17 protein-coding genes are annotated in these 19,043 nt (G+C 76.8%); 2 read left to right on the forward strand and 15 right to left on the reverse strand.

The window, feature by feature from the left end; translation table 11 throughout:
- Positions 1-216 precede the first annotated feature (216 nt).
- Complete coding sequence (locus ENKNEFLB_RS22625) at positions 217-2,304, forward strand: helix-turn-helix transcriptional regulator (protein WP_246535546.1); 2,088 nt, start codon at positions 217-219, stop codon at positions 2,302-2,304.
- A gap of 83 nt (positions 2,305-2,387) precedes the next feature.
- Positions 2,388-3,245 carry a class I SAM-dependent methyltransferase gene (locus tag ENKNEFLB_RS13655; RefSeq protein ID WP_214055911.1) on the forward strand — a complete coding sequence of 286 codons (858 nt, stop codon included), beginning with the start codon at positions 2,388-2,390 and terminating at the stop codon, positions 3,243-3,245.
- Positions 3,246-3,362: 117 nt separating this feature from the next.
- Here ENKNEFLB_RS13655 and hrpB read toward each other — a convergent pair whose 3' ends face one another.
- The 15 genes from hrpB to ENKNEFLB_RS13730 form a co-directional block, all read right to left on the reverse strand.
- Positions 3,363-5,942: an ATP-dependent helicase HrpB gene (hrpB, locus tag ENKNEFLB_RS13660; protein ID WP_214055912.1), complete on the reverse strand. Its 2,580-nt coding sequence runs from the start codon at positions 5,940-5,942 to the stop codon at positions 3,363-3,365.
- Positions 5,939-7,264 (reverse strand): dihydroorotase, encoded by a 1,326-nt coding sequence (locus ENKNEFLB_RS13665; RefSeq protein ID WP_214055913.1) that lies wholly within the window; start codon positions 7,262-7,264, stop codon positions 5,939-5,941. The genes hrpB and ENKNEFLB_RS13665 overlap by 4 nt, the downstream gene beginning before the upstream one ends.
- Positions 7,264-8,193, reverse strand: a complete 930-nt coding sequence (locus ENKNEFLB_RS13670; protein ID WP_214055914.1) for an aspartate carbamoyltransferase catalytic subunit — start codon at positions 8,191-8,193, stop codon at positions 7,264-7,266. Before ENKNEFLB_RS13670 ends, ENKNEFLB_RS13665 begins: the two co-directional genes overlap by 1 nt.
- Entirely contained in the window at positions 8,193-8,804 is a 612-nt protein-coding gene (gene pyrR, locus ENKNEFLB_RS13675) for a bifunctional pyr operon transcriptional regulator/uracil phosphoribosyltransferase PyrR (protein ID WP_214055915.1), read from the reverse strand. Before pyrR ends, ENKNEFLB_RS13670 begins: the two co-directional genes overlap by 1 nt.
- 214 nt (positions 8,805-9,018) lie before the next feature.
- Positions 9,019-10,029 (reverse strand): NADPH:quinone reductase, encoded by a 1,011-nt coding sequence (locus ENKNEFLB_RS13680; RefSeq protein ID WP_214055916.1) that lies wholly within the window; start codon positions 10,027-10,029, stop codon positions 9,019-9,021.
- 61 nt (positions 10,030-10,090) lie between these two features.
- Positions 10,091-11,212 carry a MinD/ParA family ATP-binding protein gene (locus tag ENKNEFLB_RS13685; RefSeq protein ID WP_246535547.1) on the reverse strand — a complete coding sequence of 374 codons (1,122 nt, stop codon included), beginning with the start codon at positions 11,210-11,212 and terminating at the stop codon, positions 10,091-10,093.
- A gap of 118 nt (positions 11,213-11,330) precedes the next feature.
- Positions 11,331-12,164, reverse strand: coding sequence for a DUF1206 domain-containing protein (locus tag ENKNEFLB_RS13690; protein ID WP_214055917.1), 834 nt, complete (start codon positions 12,162-12,164; stop codon positions 11,331-11,333).
- Positions 12,165-12,231: 67 nt separating this feature from the next.
- Entirely contained in the window at positions 12,232-13,683 is a 1,452-nt protein-coding gene (locus tag ENKNEFLB_RS13695; protein WP_214055918.1) for a dihydrolipoyl dehydrogenase family protein, read from the reverse strand.
- Between the two features lie 44 nt (positions 13,684-13,727).
- Positions 13,728-14,138, reverse strand: coding sequence for a transcription antitermination factor NusB (nusB, locus tag ENKNEFLB_RS13700; RefSeq protein WP_214055919.1), 411 nt, complete (start codon positions 14,136-14,138; stop codon positions 13,728-13,730).
- Positions 14,139-14,149: 11 nt separating this feature from the next.
- A complete protein-coding gene (gene efp, locus ENKNEFLB_RS13705) occupies positions 14,150-14,713 on the reverse strand; it encodes an elongation factor P (protein WP_214055920.1) in 564 nt (187 codons plus the stop codon).
- A 93-nt stretch (positions 14,714-14,806) separates the two neighbouring features.
- Entirely contained in the window at positions 14,807-15,235 is a 429-nt protein-coding gene (locus ENKNEFLB_RS13710; protein WP_214055921.1) for a type II 3-dehydroquinate dehydratase, read from the reverse strand.
- A complete protein-coding gene (gene aroB / locus ENKNEFLB_RS13715; protein WP_214055922.1) occupies positions 15,232-16,395 on the reverse strand; it encodes a 3-dehydroquinate synthase in 1,164 nt (387 codons plus the stop codon). The genes ENKNEFLB_RS13710 and aroB overlap by 4 nt, the downstream gene beginning before the upstream one ends.
- Entirely contained in the window at positions 16,392-16,946 is a 555-nt protein-coding gene (locus ENKNEFLB_RS13720) for a shikimate kinase (protein WP_420830507.1), read from the reverse strand. Before ENKNEFLB_RS13720 ends, aroB begins: the two co-directional genes overlap by 4 nt.
- On the reverse strand, positions 16,943-18,121 hold the full coding sequence (gene aroC / locus ENKNEFLB_RS13725; RefSeq protein WP_214055923.1) for a chorismate synthase: 1,179 nt from the start codon (positions 18,119-18,121) through the stop codon (positions 16,943-16,945). The genes ENKNEFLB_RS13720 and aroC overlap by 4 nt, the downstream gene beginning before the upstream one ends.
- 162 nt (positions 18,122-18,283) lie before the next feature.
- On the reverse strand, positions 18,284-19,012 hold the full coding sequence (locus ENKNEFLB_RS13730) for a prepilin peptidase (protein WP_214055924.1): 729 nt from the start codon (positions 19,010-19,012) through the stop codon (positions 18,284-18,286).
- Positions 19,013-19,043 lie beyond the last annotated feature (31 nt).

Consider the following 19,043-nt stretch of genomic DNA (forward strand, 5'->3'; position numbering starts at 1 on the left):
GCAGGCCGGTGGGCAGGCCGGTGGGCAGGGCGGTCGTCCACAGGCACTGCGACGTCGTTGACACCGCTCGCAGGTCGCCGGGGCCTGCGGACCTGCGTGCGGTGTCAACGACGTGCCGAGCCCTGTGGACGACGGTCAGGGACGGGGACGGCGGGGGCGGCGGGTCGGGGGCGGCACGCCCTTCCCCTCGCGCCCCGGGACGAGGATGCTCGGACGGTGGCGGAGGCGACCGCGGGGTCGACGGGCGTCCCTGGTCGGGAGCCCGGGATCGGACGCGTCCTGGCGTGGCTGGACGCGCGGGCGGGTGGTGCCGCCGACGCCCCGCCGGTGCTCCTGGTACGCCTCCCGGCCGGGCCGGACGGCACCCGCCAGGCCGGCCGGCTGAGGTCGGCGGCGAGCCGGCCCGTGCCGGACGGGGCGCCGCCGGTGCTGTTCCTGGAGGACCTGCAGCACCAGGGCAGGCCGACCCTGGACCTCCTGGTCGAGCTGGCCGGCCGCTCGGGGGCGGCCGCGGTCAGCGTCCTGGGGAGCTGCGGCCCCGCGGACCTGCCGCCCGGCCACCCCCTGGCGCAGGCCCGGGACCGGCTGCGCGAGGACGGCCTGCTCCTCGAGCTGGCCATCGACCCGGCCCTCGACCCGGCCCGCGACCCCGACCGTCCTGTGGCGCCGGTCGACGTCCCCGGCCGGCCCGGGGACGCGCGGCGGTGGGAGGCCACCGGCGAGCACGCTGCCGCCGCGGCGGCGCTCGCCGTCCTGGCCGACCGCGCCGGCGCCGCGGGCCGCCCCGGGGAGGCCGGCGACCTGCTCTCCCGGCTCGCGGTCCAGCAGGACCTGCTCGACCGTCCCGGCGAGGCGCTGCTCGCCCGGGAGCGGGCCGCGGCGGCCCACGACGCGGCCGGCCGGCCGGGTGACGCGGCGCAGGAGCGGCTCACGGTCGCCGTGCAGCTGCGCGCCGGCGCCGCGTTCGGCGAGGCCCTGGAGACCCTCGACCTCGCCGAGTCCGGGGCGCAGGAGGCGGGGCGCGCCGACCTGCTGGTGCGGGTCGCCGCCCTGCGCGGCAACCTGCTCGCGCGGTCCGGCCAGGGCGCCGCCGGGGTCGCCGGCGTCCGGGCCGCGCTCGACCGCGCCCTGTCGGACGGGTTGTGGTCGGCGGCCGGGGAGGCGTACCAGCGGCTGGCCGACTCCCTCGAGCACACCGGCGACTACCGGGCCGCCGGCCGTGCCTACGAGGGCGCGCTGCAGCACTGCGCCCGGCACGACCAGGACGCCACCGGCCAGGTCTGCCGGGCCTGCGCCGCCGCGGTGATGCTGACCCGTGGGCTGCTGGACCGCACGCTCGCGCTCTGCGCGGAGGTCACCGACGACCCGGACGCCCCGCGGACCGCCCGGGCGGTGGCGACCGGCGTCGGTGGGCTGGCTCTCGCCCTGCGCGGGCGGGCCGGGCCGGCCCGGGAGTCGCTGCTCCGCGCCCGGGTGGTGGCGGTGCGTCACGACCTCGTGGCCGTCGACGTCCTGACGGCCTGGGGCCTGGCTCTCCTCGACGAGGAGGCCGACGCCGACCCGGCCGCGCTGCGCGGCTACCGGGGGGTCGTGGACCTCGTGGCCCGCACCCAGGAGCGCCACTACTGCCTGCCGGTCCTGATGAGCGCGGCGACCGCGTTCGCGCGCCACGACCGCCCCGGCGACGTCGCCGACGTGGTCGCGGTGCTGGGCCAGGCCGCCTCGACCGGGCTGCCCGAGGCGGTGGCCGCGTACGCCGCGGCGCTCGGTGAGGCCGCCCTCCTCGCCGACGGTCCCGGGGCCGCGCTCCCCCACCTGCGCCACGCGCTGGACGTGCTCACCGCGCCGGACAGCCCCGGCGTACCGGTGGTGGAGGTCCTTCTCCGGCAGCGGACCGCGGCCCTGCTGGCCGCGGGCGGGGCCGACCGGGGCGGCGGAGCGGACCGCGAGCCGGCGGTGGCCCAGCTCCGCGCCGCCGAGGACGTCGCGCGCCGGCTGCGCGCGGGCCTGCTGCTCCGCCGGCTGCACCGCGACCTGGCCGGCCTCGGCGAGACGCCGGCCGCGGCGGCCGGACGCTCGGTGCGCACCGGCCTGACGCCTCGCGAGGAGGAGGTGCTCCGCCTCGTGGCCGAGGGCCTCAGCAACCGCGAGGTGGCCGCCCACCTGGTGCTGAGCGTGCGTACCGTCGAGATGCACGCCGCCCACGCCGTGCGCGCGCTCGGCTGCCGCTCGCGGACCGACGCGCTGCGCACCCTCGCCGCCCTCGACCGCAGCCGCGTCGGCGTACCCCCGGGAACCCCGTAGTCCTCCGGTACCGCACCCCCGGCCGCGTCCCTAGCGTCGTGGACGTGCCGCCGCCCGGCGGCCACGGACCCCGGGAGGGCCTGATGAGCCAGACCACCGAGCAGCAGCACCGTCCCACCGACCCCGCCGACCCGGCGGACACCGCGCTCAAGGCCCGGCACCGGGCGATGTGGGCGCTCGGCGACTACCCGGCGGTGGCCGCGGAGGTGATCTCCGCCCTCGGGCCCCGCCTGGTCCGCGCGGCCGGGGTCGGGCCCGACGACCGCGTGATCGACGTCGCGGCGGGCTCGGGCAACGCCTCGCTGCCGGCCGCCGCGACCGGCGCGACCGTGGTGGCCGGCGACCTGACCCCCGACCTGCTCTCCGCCGGGCGCCGGGCGGCCGCGGTCGCCGGGCTCGACCTCACCTGGGAGGAGGCCGACGCCGAGGCGCTGCCCCACCCCGACGCCTCCTTCGACGTGGTGCTCTCCTGCGTCGGCGTGATGTTCGCGCCCCACCACCAGGTGGCCGCCGACGAGCTGGTCCGGGTGTGCCGCCCCGGGGGGCGGATCGCGCTGCTGTCCTGGACGCCGGCCGGCTTCATCGGTCGGCTGTTCGCCACGCTGCGCCCGTACGTCCCCGCACCGCCCCCGGGCGCGTCGCCGCCCCCGCTGTGGGGCGACGAGGCGCACGTGCGGGCCCTGCTGGGCGACCGGGTGGAGCACGTCGAGGCCGTCACCGAGGAGCTGCCGGTGGACCGGTTCGCGACGGGCGCTGCGTTCCGTGACTTCTTCCGCCAGCGGTACGGCCCCACCGTCGCGGCCTACCACGGCCTCGGCGACGACACCGACCGGGTGCGTGCGCTCGACGAGGCGCTGGCCGAGCTGGCCGACGAGGCGCTCACGGGCGACCCGGCGACGATGGGCTGGGAGTACCTGCTGCTGGTCGCGCGCCGCGCCTGAGGCGACGACGCGAGACGGTGGTCGAGGAGCGAGCGCCAGCGAGCGTCTCGAGACCCACCAGGTCTCGAGGCTCGGGCCTGGCGGCCCCCGCACCTCGACCGCCGAGCACCGGTCCGCTCAGGGACGCGGGCGGCGGGGGGCGGCGCGGCGGGTCGGGGGCGCGGTCCACGGGTCCTCGGGCCAGGGGTGGCGGGGGTAGCGTCCGCGCATCTCGGCCCGCACCTGCGGGTAGACCTCGTCCCAGAACGACCGCAGGTCGGCGGTGACCGCCAGCGGGCGCTGGGCCGGGGAGAGCAGGTGCAGCAGCAGCGGCACCCGGCCGTCGGCCAGCAGCGGCGAGGCCTCCCAGCCGAGCACCTCCTGGAGGCGGACGGCCAGCACGGGCTGGTCGCCCGCGTAGTCGACCCGCACGCTCGACCCGCTCGGCACCCTCACCCGCTCCGGGGCCAGCTCGTCGACCCGACCGGCCTCGGGCCAGGGCAGGAGGCCGCGCAGGGCGGCGACCAGGTCCGTACGCCGGGGGTCGGCGCCCAGCCACAGCTCGGCCGTGGCGGCCAGGCCGGCGTCGGAGACGTCGGGCCACGGGTCGCCCAGGGTGCGGTGCAGGAAGTCCAGCCGGCGGCGCAGCGAGCGTGCGGCCTCGCCCCACGGCAGCGCGTCGAGGCCCTCACGGCCCAGCCGCTCGCGCCAGGCGGTGGCCAGCGCCCCGGGCGGCAGCGTGCTCAGCGGGGCGGAGGACAGCTCGATGGCGCCGAGCCGGGTGACCCGGCGGGCCGTGACCCGGTCGCCGCGCCAGCCCACGTCGTCGGTCTCCTGCCAGCGGGCCGCGGCCGCCTCGAGGGCGAGGTCCTCGGTGAGCGGCGCGGCGGCCCGGACGGTCGCGTCGCCCGCGCCGGGACGACGGTCGAGGTCGGCCACCGCCAGCCACTCCAGCGCGCCCAGACCCGATGAGCCCGAACCGGTCGTGCCTGCGTCGCGGTCGCCGGCGCGCGGCAGGGCGGCGCCGGTGCCGCCGACGGTGAGGTAGGAGGTGCCACCGGGGCGGCGGCGCGCCACCCGGTCCGGGTGGGCCAGGGCGACCACGAGGCCGACCGCGACGTCGTCGGTCAGCCGCTCCGACGGCGCACCGGCGCCGCCGACCAGGCCCTCGAGCCGGCGCGCGGTCGCCTTCCAGCTCGCGGTGCCGGGTCCGCCGCGGCGTACCGCCCGGAGGGCCGCGACCAGGTCCGCGCCGGGGGCGCGGACGTCCTCGGCCAGCAGCGCCACCACCTCGGCGGCGCGTCGGGCCCCGACCAGCGGCGCCCCGTCGAGCAGGGCCCGGGCCAGCCGGGGGTCGGTCGGCACCTGCGCGAGCGCGCGGCCGCGGGCGGTGACGGCCCCGCCGTCCTCGGGCGTCTCGACCGCGCCGAGGTCGGCGAGCACCGCCCGGGCCGCGGCCAGGGCGGGCGCCGGCGGGGCGTCGAGCAGCGCCAGCCCGGCGCCGTCCGGGGCGCCCCACACGGCGAGCTCGAGGGCGAAGCCGGTGAGGTCGGCCGTGACGACCTCGGGCTCGGGGTGCGCGGGCAGGTGCGGCTCCTCGGACTCCGACCAGCAGCGGTGCACCACGCCCGGCCCCTCGCGACCGGCCCGCCCGGCGCGCTGGTCGGCGCCGGCCCGGCTGACCCGGACCGTGACCAGCCCGGCGAGGCCGCGGCGGTGGTCGGTGCGGGGCTCGCGGGACAGCCCGGCGTCGACCACGAGGCGTACGCCCGGGACCGTCAGCGACGACTCGGCCACGGCCGTCGAGACCACCACGCGCCGCTCCCCCGGCGCCCCCGGCGCCAGGGCCCGGTCCTGCTCGGCCGACGGGAGCCGGCCGTGCAGCGGGTGCACGTCGGCGGCGACGGTGCCGCGCAGGCGCCGGACGACCCCGTCGACCTCCCCGGCCCCGGGCAGGAAGACCAGCAGGTCGCCGGCGTCGCGGGCCAGCGCGGCCCGGGCGGTGGCCGCGACGTGGTCCAGGAAGGCCGGGGTGGTGCCCCGGTCGTCGAGCCGCTTGACCCCGCCGGGCAGCGGCACCCACCGCCGCTCGACCGGGTGCAGGGCGCCGGGCACGTCGACGACCGCGACCGGCTCCTCGCCGCCGGACAGCGCGGCCGCGGTGCGCTCGGCCTCGACGGTGGCCGACATCGCGACCAGCAGTAGGTCCGGGCGCAGCGCGGACCTCACGTCGACCGTGAGGGCGAGGGCCAGGTCGGCGTCCAGGGCCCGCTCGTGCACCTCGTCGAGGACGACCGCGCCGACGCCCGGCAGGTCCGGGTCGCGCTGCAGGCGGCGCAGCAGGATGCCGGTGGTGACCACCTCGACCCGGGGCTCCGGGCCGACGACGCGCTCGCCGCGCACGACGTAGCCGACGCTGCGGCCGACCGGCTCGCCGAGCAGGTGGGCCAGCCGCCGGGCGGCGGCCCGCGCCGCGATCCGCCGCGGCTGGGTGACCACGACCCGCCCCCCGCCGGGGCCGAGGAGGTCGGCCAGCACCGGCGGCACCAGCGTGGTCTTGCCGGAGCCGGGCGGCGCCTGCAGCACCGCCGCGCCGCGCTCGCCCAGGGCGGACCGCAGCGCGTCCAGGCCGTGCCGGACCGGGAGGTCGGGCGGGTCGGCGAGGAGCCGTCGTACGGCGTCCTCCCCCGCGCGGCCTCCCCCGGCCGGCGCGCTCACCGCGCGGCCGGGTCGACCAGCTCCCCGTCCAGCAGGGTCGGCCGGCCCCGCAGGACGGTGGCCCGGACCTCCCCGGTCAGCCGGCGGCCGTGCCAGGGGTTGTTGCGCGAGCGCGACACCGAGGCGTCGCGGTCCACGACCCGGGTGGCCGTCGGGTCCACCAGCGTCAGGTTGGCCGGGGCACCGGCGACGAGCTCCGCACCGTGGCCGGGCAGGCCGGCGATGGCGGCCGGTGTGGTCGACAGGACGCGGGCGACGTCGGCCCAGGTCATCCGGCCCGTCTCGACCATGGTGGTGGCCACGACCGGCAGCGCGGTCTCGAGGCCGACCATCCCGAAGGCGGCGTCGACGAAGGCGTGCTCCTTGTCGTGCCGGGCGTGCGGGGCGTGGTCGGTGGCCACCGCGTCGATGGTGCCGTCGGCCAGGGCCGCGCGCAGGGCCTCGACGTCCTCGTCGGGGCGCAGCGGCGGGTTCACCTTGAAGGTCGGGTCGTAGCCGGACAGCAGGTCGGTGGTGAGCAGCAGGTGGTGCGGCGTGACCTCGGCGGTGACCGCGATCCCCTGCGCCTTGGCCCACCTCAGCACCTCGACGGTGCCGGCGGTGGAGACGTGGGCGACGTGCACCCGGGAGCCGGTGTGCCGGGCGAGCATGACGTCGCGCGCCACGATCACCTCCTCGGCCACCCCGGGCCAGCCGGGCAGCCCGAGCCGGCCGGACAGCTCGCCCTCGTGGCAGCAGGAGGCCGGCCCGGCGAGGTCGGGGTCCTGCGCGTGCTGGCTGACCACGCCGCCGAACGCCTTGACGTACTCCAGCGCCCGGCGCATCACGCGGGCGTTCGCCACGCAGCGGCCGTCGTCGGAGAAGACCCGGACCCGCGCCCGCGAGCGGGCCATCAGGCCGAGCTCGGCGAGCTCCTCGCCGGCCAGGCCGTGGGTGACCGCACCGACCGGCTGCACGTCCACCAGGCCGGCGGCCCGACCGAGGTCGAGGACCCGCTCCGCGGCCTCGGCGGTGTCGGTGACCGGGCTGGTGTTGGCCATCGCCAGGACGGCGGTGAACCCACCGGCCGCCGCGGCCCGCGAACCGGTGAGCACGGTCTCGGCGTCCTCGCGGCCGGGCTCGCGCAGGTGGGTGTGCAGGTCGACCAGGCCGGGCAGGGCGACCAGCCCGTCGGCGTCGATGACCTGGGCGTCGCCGGGCGCGAGGGACCGGCGCTCGCCGACCTCGGCGACGACGCCGTCGCGCAGCAGCAGGTCGGCGGTGCGCTCCCCGAGCAGCGAGGCGCCGCGGACGAGCACGGGACGGGTGGCGGTCTCGGGCATCAGGAGTCCTCTCCGGCGAGCAGGTGGTAGAGGATCGCCATCCGCACCGCGACGCCGGCCGAGACCTGGTCGAGGACCAGCGACTGGGCGGCGTCGGCGGCGTCGGCGGCGATCTCGAGGCCGCGGTTCATCGGGCCGGGGTGGCAGATCGGGACGTCGGGGCCGAGCACGTCGAGCCGGTCGCGGGTCAGCCCGTACCCGACGGTGTACTCCCGCGCGCTGGGGAAGTAGCCGCCGGCCATCCGCTCGCGCTGGACGCGCAGCATCATCACCGCGTCGGCCTTCGGCAGGACCTCGTCGAGGTCGTAGGACGTGGTGAACCCGGCCTCGCGCGACCACGCCTCGACGCCGCTGGGCATCAGCGTCGGCGGCGCGACGACGGTGACCTCGGCGCCGAGCTTGGTCAGGCACTTGACGTTGCTGCGGAAGACGCGGCTGTGGGTCAGGTCGCCGACCATCACCACGTGCCGGCCCTCAAGGGCGCCGATCCGCTGCTGGAGCGTGTAGGCGTCGAGCAGCGCCTGGCTGGGGTGCTCGTGCGTGCCGTCGCCGGCGTTGACCACCGAGGCGTCGACCCACTGCGCGACCTGCTGGGCCGACCCGCTGGCGCCGTGGCGCATCACCAGGGCGTCGACACCCATCGCCGCGATCGTGCGGACGGTGTCGCGCAGGCTCTCGCCCTTGGACGCCGAGCTGCCCTTGCCGGTGATGTTGACGGTGTCGGCCGAGAGCCACTTGCCGGCGATCTCGAAGCTGGACCGGGTGCGGGTGGAGTCCTCGAAGAACAGGTTGATCACGGTGCGCCCGCGCAGCGCGGGCAGCTTCTTGACCTGGCGGCGCTGCACGTCGTGCATCTCGGTGGCCGTGGCGAACAGGGCGGCGATCTCGTCGGCGTCGACGTCGTCGACCGACAGCAGGTGGCGGCGCATCAGCGCTCCTCCCCCGGCCCGGCGATCCGTACCTCGTCGTGGCCGTCGAGCTCCTCCAGGCGCACCATCACCCGCTCGGTGCGGGCGCTGGGCAGGTTCTTGCCGACGTGGTCGGCGCGGATCGGCAGCTGCCGGTGGCCGCGGTCGACGAGCACGGCCAGGCGGACGACCTCGGGGCGGCCCAGGTCGTTCATCGCGTCGAGCGCCGCCCGGACCGTACGCCCGGAGAACAGCACGTCGTCGACCAGCACGACCGTACGGCCGTCGATCCCGCCCGGCGGGACCTGCGTGCGCTGCGGGCCGCGGGTCGGCTGCTGGCGCAGGTCGTCGCGGTAGAAGGTGACGTCGAGCGCGCCGACCGGCACCTCGACGCCCTCGGTCGCCGCGATCCGGGCGGCAACCCGGCGGGCCAGGCCGACGCCCCGGGTCGGGATGCCGAGCAGCACGAGGTCCTGGGGCCCCTTGTTGCGCTCGAGGATCTCGTGCGAGATGCGGGTCAGCACCCGGGAGATGTCACGGGCGTCGAGGACGACGCGGCCGGCGGCGTCAGCGGCGGGGCTGTCGGTGGGCGTGTCGTCGGGGCTGTCGGCGGGGGTCTGCGGGGTGGGCACGAGGGCGCCGGACCTCCTTCTCCGCCTCACGGGACGGCTCGTTAAAGGATGTCGATCGCGGCGACCCTAGCAGCGCCGGACCGGCCCACCGGCCCCCGCCGCGGGCCCCGGGCCGGCTGTAACGCTGCGTTACTTCATCTGGTGCAGCGTCACGACGCCGCACCAGAATGAGTAACACAGCGTTACAGCGGCGCTCGGCGGCCGCCGCGCGGGCTCAGCCCTCCGCGACGTCGAGCAGCGCCTTGCCGACCAGGCCGGCCTCGACGGCGTCCTGGGCGGCCCCGACCTCGGCCAGCGCGTAGTGGTGCAGCGGCAGGCCGGCCTCCTCGCCCACGCGCAGCGCGCCGTCGAGCACGGCGGCGCTGACGTCGGTGACCGCGAGCGAGAGCAGGGCCGGGTCGAGGGTGTAGAGGATGATGAACTGGTAGCGCAGGTTGCGGCTGAACGTCTCCCGCAGCGGCAGCGTGAGCTGCTCCCCGCCGTTGTTGGCGTAGACCGCGATCGTGCCGTGCACCCGGGTCACCGCGAGGTCGAGCGCCTGGTTCGGCGCCGGCGCGACCTCGACGACCAGGTCGACGCCGTCGGGGGCGAGGTCGAGGATCTCCGCCTGGGCGTCGCCGTGCACGTAGTCGACGACGTGGTGGGCGCCCGCGGCGCGCGCCAGGACCGCCTTCTCCTCGCCGCTGACCGTGGTGATCACGGTCGCGCCGGCCCAGCGGGCGAGCTGGATCGCGGCGTTGCCCACGGCGCCGGCTCCCCCGGCGACCAGCACGACGTGGTCGTCGAGCGTCCCCGGCGCGAGCCGGTTGACCTCGCCGGAGGTCAGCGCCCGGTGCGCGGTGATCGCGGGCACGCCGAGGGCGGCCCCCAGGTCGTACGACGTCTGCGCGGGCAGGTGCACCACGCGGTCGGCGGGCTGCACGGTGTGCTCGGTGGCGGTGCCGTACGCCGTGCCGTGCTGGGCGAGGTAGACCCACACCCGGTCGCCCACGGCGAGGTGCTCGATGTCGGCGCCGACGGCGTCGACGACGCCGCTGCCGTCCATCCCCGGGCTGACCTCGTCGTGGCCGCGCATCGCCCCGGCGCGGAACTTGTGGTCGGTCGGGTTCACCCCGGAGCGCACCACGCGGACCCGGACCTCGCCGGGCCCGGGCTCGGGCAGGTCCCGCTCGACGGGCTGCAGGACGGAGGAGGGACCGGTCTCGGTGTAGACGACTGCTCGCATGCCGGCGACGCTAACGGCCGCCGTACGCGCCGCTGGTCACCCTCCCGTGCGACCGGGACCGCTACAGCGTGTCGGTCATCCCCGCACAGGCCCGCAGCCAGGCGCGGCGCGTCTGGCTCGAGAGCTGGGCGTACGGCACGACCGAGCCGGTCACCAGCGCCGGGTCGTACGGCACCCGGTAGACCGCCCGGGTGCGCTGCTCGTAGACCTCGGTGAGGTCGCGGACCAGCCGCTCGTCGACCTTCGGGGCGGGGTCCGAGAGCACGGTGACCGTGCGGCGCTTCAGGTCGGCGTGGCCGGCGTCCTGGAGGGCGTCGAGCATCCACAGCCCGCTGTAGCCGGTGTCCTCGCGCACGGTGGTGGTGACCACGAGCAGGTCGGCCTGCTCGGCGGCGGCCAGCCAGTTCTCGGCGCGCATGTTGTTGCCGGTGTCGACCAGCACCAGCCGGTAGAACCGCTCCAGCAGGCCGTGCACGGCCGCGAAGTCGTCGGCGTGGATGGTGCCGGTGACGTCGGGACGCTCGTCGGAGGCCAGCACGTCGAAGTGGGCGTCGCCCTGGGAGCGGACGAACGCGCCGAGGTCGCCGATCCGGGACTGGTAGACGTCGCTGAAGCGGCCCAGGTCCTCCAGCAGCTCGCGGGTGGTGTTGCGGTGCGCGCCGCGGGCGCCCCGGATGCCGAGGGTGCCGCGGGTCTCGTTGTTGTCCCAGGCCACCACGCCTCCGCCGCGCACGGTGCCGAAGGTGTGGCCGGCGGCGAGCACGCCGGTGGTCTTGGCCGCGCCGCCCTTGGGGTTGACGAACACGATCGTCCGCGGACCCTCGAAGTCGCGCTGGACCGAGGACCGCTGCTGCTCGTGCTCACGCTCCGGCCCGCCGGCCGGCAGTCGCAGGACGCCGCCGCCGACCGTGTTGAGCAGGCCCCGCCAGCCCCAGGTCGCCGGGCCCGGCTCCTGGTCGTGGCGACGGCGGTCGAGGAAGTCGGTGGCGGTGACGAAGCGGCGCGGCTCGACCGGCTCCCCGGGCTGCCCGGTCGGCGCCGGGGCGACCCGGCGCCCCACGGCTGCCTCCGGCACCGCGTACGGCTGCGCGGCGGAGGCGGGCTGCTGGACCCGTCGGCCGGGGGCCGGCAGCGGGGCGCCGTCCGTGATCGGGTCGGCGGGGTACGGGTCGTGGCTGGTCATGGCGCTCCGTCGGGGTGCGGTCGATGACGCCCCACCCTCCCACGGCCCGGGGTCGCGGTCGCCCGTCCGATGGTCCCGGGACCCGGGGTCGGCGGGACCGGGTTCGGCGGGACCGGGTTCAGCGGGAGAGGTGGCGCGCGCGGGCCAGGCAGAACACGCCGTACCCGGCGATGCCGACCGCGACCAGGCCCAGCAGGTAGCGGCCGTACGGCTGCTCGAGCACCTGCTGCAGGGCCTGGTCCATGCCCCCGGACTTGGAGGCGTCGTGCGAGATCGCGGCGTAGGCGAACAGACCGCCGATGATGGCCACGGCCACCGCCTTGGCGGCGTAGCCGAGCTTGCCGGCCAGGACGTAGAAGCGGCCCGCCGTGCCCTGCTTGCCCTCGGCGGTGAGGTGCTTACGGAAGTCCTCGGTCACGGCCTGCTTGGCCTGGACCCCGGCGTAGGCCAGGACGCCGAGGGCGACCACGCCGACGATCAGCTGGCCGCCGGGCAGCTGCAGGACCCGTGCGGTGGGGCCGTCGGTCCCGTCGCTGCCGCCGCTGCTCCCGCTGCCGGTGGCCACCTGGAAGGCGCTGAACCCGACCACGGCGTAGAGCACGCCCTTGAGCAGCGACACCACTCGCTTCTTCACGCGGTCCGACCCGCTCTCGGAGCGGTGCCCGGCCACGGCCTCGAGGACACGCCAGGCCACGAGAAGCAGCATCCCGACCACGACCAGCCACAGCGCGACCTGGCCGAACGGCTGCTGGGCCAGCTCGGTCATCGCACCGTCGGTGTTGGTCGACCCGGTGCCCTGGCCCAGGGCCAGCTGCAGCGCGAGCCAGCCGACCAGGAGGTAGACCGCGCCGTAGGCGAGCATCCCGAACCGGACCGCGTGGTCGACCCAGGAGTGGTTCTCGGCCTCGGCCAGGGACCTCGGCGCGCGTTCGGACGTCCCACCAGTGCTCATCAGAGGAGGGTAGGGCCCCGGCCGGGTGCCGCGCCCCGACCCGCGGGGGGTAGCGGCCGGGACCGGCTCACTCCTCGGCGAGCTCGCCCAGCGCGGTCTCGATCGCGCGGTGGAAGGTCGGGTAGGCGTAGATCATCGTGCGCAGGGTGTCCACCGGCACGGCGGCGTGCACCGCGAGCGCGAGCAGGCCGAGCACCTCGCCGCCGCCGGGCCCGGCGGCGGTCGCGCCGACCAGGACGCCACGGTCCGCGTCCTCGACCACGGTGATCAGGCCCCTGGCCCCGGGACCGTGGGTGAACCCGCGCGAGGAGCTCTCCATGGCCGTGCGCCCGACGCGGACGCGCAGCCCGGCGTCGCGCGCCTGGCGCACCGTCATGCCGACCCCGCCGACCTCCGGGTCGGTGAAGGTCGTGTGCGGGACCGCGTGGTACGCCGCCGGCGGTCCGTCCTGGCCGAGCACGTCGCGCAGCGCGACCGCCGACTGGTACATCGACACGTGCGTGAACGCGCCCTTGCCGGTGACGTCGCCGACCACCCAGAGGCCCTCGACGGGCCGGCCGTCGACGGTGGCCCGCATCCGCTCGTCGACCTCGATCGTGCGCGCGGACGGGTCGAGCCCCACGGTGTCCAGCCCGAGGCCGTCGAGGTTGGGGGTGCGGCCAGCGGCGACGAGCAGCTGGTCGGCGTGGAGCGTCTCCGTCGCCTCGCCGTCCTCGCCGGTGCCCACGGTGAGGGTGAACGTGCCGTCGGCGTGGGCGACCTCGCTCAGGTCCGCGCCGGTCATCACCCGCAGCCCCTCGCCGGCCAGCACCTCGGCCAGCAGCTCGCCGGCCTCCGGCTCGTCGCCCGGCAGCAGCCGCGGACCGTGCTGGAGGATCGTGACCCGCGCACCGAAGCGCGCGAAGACCTGCGCCATCTCGCAGCCGATCGGCCCGCCGCCCACCACGACCAGGCTCGCGGGCACCCCGGTGGCCTGCACGGCCTCCCGGTTGGTCCAGTACGGCGTGCCGGCCAGCCCGGTCACCGGCAGCTCGGCCGGCCGGGTCCCGGGGTTGAGCACCACGCCGACGCGGGCGGCGTACGCCACCACGGACCCGTCGGGCAGGGTGACCTCGACCGCGCGGGGGCCGGTCAGGCGGCCGACGCCGTGGTGCACGGTCGCCCCGGCGTCCTCGAGACGCCGCACGGCGACGGCGTCGTCCCAGTCGGTGGTGGCCTCGTCCCGGATCCGGGTGGCCACCGGCGTCCAGGACGGCGTGACGGCCACGTCCCCGGCCAGGGTCCCGGCCCGGGACGCCTCGGCCAGCGCGTCGGCGGCGCGCACCATCATCTTCGACGGGATGCACCCGTAGTAGGGGCACTCCCCGCCCACGAGGTGGCGGTCGACGACGACGACCGACAGCCCGCCCGCGGCGGCGCCGGAGGCCAGCGCCTCCCCGCCGGGGCCGGCGCCGACCACGACGAGGTCGACCTCGGTGACGTCCTGGGTGCTGGTCTGGCTGGTCTGCTGGGTGCTCACGCCCCCAGGGTGCCACCCCCCGGCTCGCCCGGAGGGCGGGTGGACTACCGGGTGAGCGTCTCCTTCTCGCGCGCGATCCGCGCGAGCAGGCCGTTGACGAACTGCGGGGAGTCGTCGGTGGACAGGTCGCGCACCAGCGCGATCGCCTCGCTCACCGCGACCTCGTCCGGCACGTCCTCGGCCCACAGCAGCTCCCACACGCCCAGGCGCAGGGCGTTGCGGTCGACCGCGGGCATCCGGTCCAGGGTCCAGTCGGTGGAGTAGGTCGACAGCACCTCGTCGATGCGGGTGCGGTGCTCGACCACGCCGCGCACGAGCGTGGCGGTGTAGTCGTTGGTCGGTCCCTCCCCGGCGTCGATCGCGCGGTCGAGGGCGACCACGGCGTCCTCGGCGCGCAGGTCGGAGGCGTACAGCACGTCGAGGGCCCGCTTGCGGGCCTTGGAGCGGGCTCCCACCGGGCGCCCGCTCAGCTCTTCACGCGGCCGAGGTAGGAGGACTCGCGGGTGTCGACCCGGACCTTCTCGCCCTGCGTGATGAACAGCGGCACCTGAATTTCGTGCCCGGTCTCCAGCGTGGCCGGCTTGGTACGCCCCGTGGCGCTGTCGCCGGCGACCCCGGGCTCGGTGAAGGTGATCTCGAGCTCGACCGAGGCCGGCAGCTCGATGTAGAGCACGCGGCCCTCGTTGGTGGCCACGAGCGCCTCCTGCTGCTCGAGCAGGAAGTTGGCGGCGTCGCCGACGATCTCGGGGGCGACCTCCAGCTGCTCGTAGTCGTCGGTGTCCATGAAGACGTAGGAGGTGCCGTCGTTGTACAGGTACTGCATGTTGCGCTTGTCGACCGAGGCCACGTCGACCTTCACGTCGGCGTTGAACGTCTTGTCGACGGTCTTGCCGGACTCGACGTTCTTCAGCTTCGAGCGCACCACGGCGCCGCCCTTGCCGGGCTTGTGGTGCTGGAACCAGATGACCTGCCAGAGCTGGCCGTCGAGGTTGAGCACCATGCCGTTCTTCAGGTCGTTGGTCGTTGCCATGCGCGCGTGTCAGCCTTCGTGGTCGGAGACGGGGTGCGGCACCACCCGGGCCGTCCCGGCGGTGGCCGGGGCGCGGGGCGCCAGCGCCCGAGTCTAGCCGTTCGCGAGGTGGGCGAGCGCCACGCGGTAGCCCTCGACGCCCTGCCCGGACACCACCAGCGCGGCGTGGGGGGTCACCACCGAGTGGTGGCGGAACTCCTCGGGCCGCTGCAGGGGGTCCGAGAGGTGCACCTCGACCAGCGGCGCCTCGAGCATCGCGCAGGCGTCGAAGAGGGCGTAGGAGTAGTGCGTCCACGCGGCGGCGTTGAGCACCACCGGCGTCCGGTCGTCGGCGGCCGTCCCGAGCCAGTCGAGCATCAGGCCCTCGTGGTTGGTCTGGCGCACCTCGACCTCGAGCCCCAGGTCGACCCCCCAGCCGACGCAGCGCTCGGCGAGCTCGGCGTGGGTCGCGGTGCCGTAGACCTCGGGCTGGCGGCGCCCGAGCCGTCCCAGGTTGGGGCCGTTCAGGACCAGCACCCTCACGGCTGCGGGTCCTCGTCGGTACGCGGGTCACCGGGGCCGACCAGGGTCGGCTGGAGGCCGCGCACCACGTCGTACGCCGCGCGCAAGTCGGCCTCGTCGGGACCGGCGAGCACCTGCGGACGACCGAGCCCGCCGAGGACGACGAACCGCAGCTGGGAGCCGCGGGCCTTCTTGTCGACGCGCATCGCGGCGAGCAGGTCCTCGAAGTCCGCGCCGGCATAGCCGACGGGGAGCCCGACGCGGGCCAGGACGTCGCGGTGCCGGTCGGCCAGGGCGTCGTCGATCGCGCCGGTGCGCCGCGCCAGCTCGGCGACGAACACGCAGCCGACCGCCACGGCGTCGCCGTGGCGCAGCGCGTACCCCTCGGCCCGCTCGATCGCGTGGGCCAGCGTGTGGCCGTAGTTGAGCGCCTCGCGGCCGGGGTGGCCGGGCTGGTCGGCGCGACCGCCGGTCTCCTTGAGGTCGGCCACGACGACGTCGACCTTGACCGCGATCGCCCGCTCCACGAGCTCGCGCAGCACCGGCGAGGTCGGGGTCAGGTCGGCGGGGTCGGTCGTCTCGACGAGGCGCAGGATCTCGGGGTCGGCGATGAACCCGCACTTGAGGACCTCGCCCAGGCCGGCCACGAGGTCGGCGCGCGGGAGGGTGTCGAGCAGCGCCAGGTCGCAGACGACCCCGGCCGGCTCGTGGAAGACGCCGACCAGGTTCTTGCCGGCGGCGGTGTTGATCCCGGTCTTGCCGCCGACGGCGGCGTCGACCATGCCCAGCAGCGTGCTCGGCACGTGCACGACGCGCACCCCGCGCAGCCAGGACGCCGCGACGAAGCCGCCGAGGTCGGTGGTGGCGCCGCCGCCGAGGGTGACCACGGCGTCGGAGCGGGTGAACCCGCGCTCCCCCAGCGCCTCCCAGCAGTCGGCGGCGACCGCGGCGGTCTTGGCCTGCTCGGCGTCGGGCAGGCCGAGGGCCAGCACGTCGTAGCGCTCGACGAGCCGCTCGGCCAGGGCCTGGGCCTGCTCCCCGAGCTCGCCGGCGAAGAGCAGCGCGACCCGGGTGGGGCCGTCGCCGAGCAGGTCGGCGACGCGGTCCAGGACGTCGCGGCCGACCACGACGTCGTACGGCGACGCGCCGCGCACCGCGATGGTGCGGGCCGGCGCGCTCATCGGTCCTCCCCGGAGTCGGTCCCGGACAGCAGCGCGTCGACCTCGTCCGCGACGTCCTCGGGGGTGCGGCCGTCGGTGTCGACGACGTGGCGGGCCACGGACTCGTACACCGGGGTGCGCTCGTCGAGCAGCGCCTTGATCCGGGCGCGGACGTTGCCCAGCAGCATCGGCCGGCCGACGCCGAGCCCGACCCGCTTGACGGCGTCGGTCAGCCCGACGCGGAGGAACACGACCTGGTGCCCGGCGAGCACCTCGCGGGTGCCGGCGTCGACGACGGACCCGCCGCCCAGCGACAGCACGCCGTCGTGCTCGGCCAGCGCCGTCGCCACGGCGTTGCGCTCCAGGTCGCGGAAGTGCTGCTCGCCGTCCTCGACGAAGATGTCGGAGACGGCGCGGCCGGTCGTGGCCTCGACGTCGGCGTCGGTGTCGCGGACCGCGACGCCCCACCGCTCGCCGAGCAGGAGTCCGACGGTGGTCTTGCCGGCGCCCATCGGGCCGACCAGCACGACGCGGGGGCGGACGTGCGGCGGGCGGCCGCTCGTGCGGGTCACCGGTACCTCAGCGCCTCGAGGTAGGACTGGACGTTGCGGCGGGTCTCGTGCACGGCGTCGCCGCCGAACTTCTCGATGACGGCGTCGGCCAGGACCAGCGCCACCATCGCCTCGGCGACGATGCCGGCGGCCGGCACCGCGCAGACGTCGGAGCGCTGGTGGTGCGCCCGGGTCTCCTCGCCGGTGGCGACGTCGACGGTGCGCAGGGCCCGCGGGACGGTGGCGATCGGCTTCATCGCCGCGCGCACGCGCAGCACCTCGCCGGTGGTCATCCCGCCCTCGGTGCCGCCCGAGCGACCGGTCGAGCGGCGGATGCCGTCGGGACCGGTGACGATCTCGTCGTGCGCCTGCGAGCCGGGCGTGGCCGCGGTGACGAAGCCGTCGCCGACCTCGACGCCCTTGATCGCCTGGATCCCCATCAGGGCGCCGGCCAGGCGGGAGTCGAGCCGGCGGTCCCAGTGGACGTACGACCCGAGGCCCGGCGGGAGGCCGTGCACGACGACCTCGACGACGCCGCCCAGGGTGTCGCCGTCCTTGTGGGCCTCGTCGACGCGGGCGACCATCGCGGCCGACGCGTCGGGGTCCAGGCAGCGCACCGGGTCGGCGTCGAGGCGCTCGACGTCGTCGGGCTCCGGCACCGACCCGGCCGGCGCCGGGACGCCGCCGAGCTCGACGACGTGGGAGACCACGCGAGCGCCGGTGGCCTGCTGCAGGAAGGACGTCGCCACGCAGCCGAGCGCGACCCGGGCCGCGGTCTCACGGGCCGAGGCCCGCTCCAGCACCGGTCGGGCGTCCTCGAAGTCGTACTTCTGCATGCCGGCAAGGTCGGCGTGCCCGGGGCGCGGGCGGGTCAGCGGCGCGTTGCGGCCGAGCCCCTCGAGCGTCTCGGCCGGCACGGGGTCGGCCGACATCACCTGCTCCCACTTGGGCCACTCGGTGTTGCCGACCTCGATCGCGACCGGCCCGCCCTGGGTGAGCCCGTGGCGCACTCCCCCGGTGATCGTGACCTGGTCCTGCTCGAACTTCATCCGGGCCCCGCGGCCGTAGCCCAGACGACGACGGGCCAGGGCGTCGGCGACGTCCTCGCTGGTCACCGCCACGTGGGCGGGCAGGCCTTCGAGGATCGCGACGAGGGAGGGTCCGTGGGACTCACCCGCGGTCAGCCAGCGCAACATGCGCCCAGTCTCCCACCCGCCCCGCGCACCCCCACGACCCGCCCGACGGGCGGGCGGCGGGGCCGTCGCGGCCGGTCGGGCTGGCAGGACGGGTCGTGGGTCAGCGGACGCGCCGGAGCGCGTCCGTCGACCCACGACCTCACCGTGGGGGCCGGCCGTCCCTCAGGCCCAGCCGAGCGCCCCGGCCACCACGTCCCCGAGGAGGACGCCGAGCAGGGCGCCGAGGAGGAGGAACGGGCCGAAGGGGTACGCCGCGCGCAGCAGCGAGCGGTCGCGGCGCACCAGCGCCCACAGCGCCCCGGGCACCCCGAAGACCAGGAAGCCCGCGTAGAGCCCGACCAGCACCTCGGCCCAGCCCAGCTGCCCCAGGCCGGCGCCCACCATCGCGGCCAGCCGCACGTCGCCGAAGCCGAGGCCGGCGGAGCGGACGAACCACAGCAGCCAGTACGCCGTGCGCGCCGCGACCAGGGCGACCAGCGACCGGACCAGGGCGTCGGTCTCCGCCGGGCCGCCGAGCAGGGCCGCGACCGCGGCCACGGCCACCAGCCACGCGGTGGCCGGCAGGACGAGCACCTTCGGCAGCAGCCGGGTCCGCAGGTCGACCGCGCCGAGCGCGACCGCGACCGGCACCACCGCGACCAGGCCGACCAGGGCCGGCTCGGCCCCGACCGACCAGGCCAGCAGCCCGGCCGCCAGGGCGCCGACGACCGCCGTACGCCGCGCCAGCCCGGGCGCCGCGGCGACCTCGGCGTAGGTCGGCGGCGGGTCCTCGCCCTCGGGCAGGTGCAGCGACGCGGGGTCGGGCTGGGGCAGCCGCCGGACCAGCGCCGGGACGGCCGCGCCGCCGGCCCCGCCGAGCAGGGCGCAGCCGAGCACGAGCAGCAGGCTCACGCGGACACCCTCACAGCGGCGCCCTCACGCC

The sequence above is a fragment of the Nocardioides aquaticus genome, assembly GCF_018459925.1.
In the GTDB taxonomy this organism is placed as follows: Bacteria; Actinomycetota; Actinomycetes; order Propionibacteriales; family Nocardioidaceae; genus Nocardioides; species Nocardioides aquaticus.

Excerpts from the sequence above, each read along its gene's own strand:
- ENKNEFLB_RS13655 (WP_214055911.1), top strand. The coding sequence starts at position 2,388 with ATGAGCCAGACCACCGAGCAGCAGCACCGTCCCACCGACCCCGCCGAC.
- ENKNEFLB_RS13665 (WP_214055913.1), bottom strand. The coding sequence starts at position 7,264 with ATGCCCGAGACCGCCACCCGTCCCGTGCTCGTCCGCGGCGCCTCGCTG.
- ENKNEFLB_RS13670 (WP_214055914.1), bottom strand. The coding sequence starts at position 8,193 with ATGCGCCGCCACCTGCTGTCGGTCGACGACGTCGACGCCGACGAGATC.
- ENKNEFLB_RS13680 (WP_214055916.1), bottom strand. The coding sequence starts at position 10,029 with ATGCGAGCAGTCGTCTACACCGAGACCGGTCCCTCCTCCGTCCTGCAG.
- ENKNEFLB_RS13685 (WP_246535547.1), bottom strand. The coding sequence starts at position 11,212 with ATGACCAGCCACGACCCGTACCCCGCCGACCCGATCACGGACGGCGCC.
- ENKNEFLB_RS13690 (WP_214055917.1), bottom strand. The coding sequence starts at position 12,164 with ATGAGCACTGGTGGGACGTCCGAACGCGCGCCGAGGTCCCTGGCCGAG.
- efp (WP_214055920.1), bottom strand. The coding sequence starts at position 14,713 with ATGGCAACGACCAACGACCTGAAGAACGGCATGGTGCTCAACCTCGAC.
- aroB (WP_214055922.1), bottom strand. The coding sequence starts at position 16,395 with ATGAGCGCGCCGGCCCGCACCATCGCGGTGCGCGGCGCGTCGCCGTAC.
- aroC (WP_214055923.1), bottom strand. The coding sequence starts at position 18,121 with ATGTTGCGCTGGCTGACCGCGGGTGAGTCCCACGGACCCTCCCTCGTC.